We start from the raw sequence: 213 nt of genomic DNA, 5'->3' as shown, positions 1-213 counted from the left end.
AACAAAACCGCTACATAGATGTACAAATGCTCGGTATTAACGATTTTCATGGGCAACTAGACACTGTAAAAAAAATTAACAATAAAGATGCAGGGGGAATTGAGTACTTAGGGGCTTATTTACGTGATCGCGAAAAACAAAATCCGAATACATTAAAGGTACATGCTGGCGATGTTGTTGGAGCAAGTACTCCTGTTTCAGCATTATTACAAG

1 pseudogene is annotated in these 213 nt (G+C 37.6%); it reads left to right on the top strand.

Annotated features, from left to right (window positions below):
* A pseudogene (locus KI369_RS29085) lies at window positions 1–213 on the top strand (bifunctional metallophosphatase/5'-nucleotidase); the annotation flags it as partial.

This window comes from Bacillus sanguinis, assembly GCF_018332475.1.
GTDB classification, from domain to species: Bacteria; Bacillota; Bacilli; order Bacillales; family Bacillaceae_G; genus Bacillus_A; species Bacillus_A sanguinis.
Note: the sequence above shows the minus strand (reverse complement) of the source record. Positions and strands in the feature narration are given on the sequence as shown.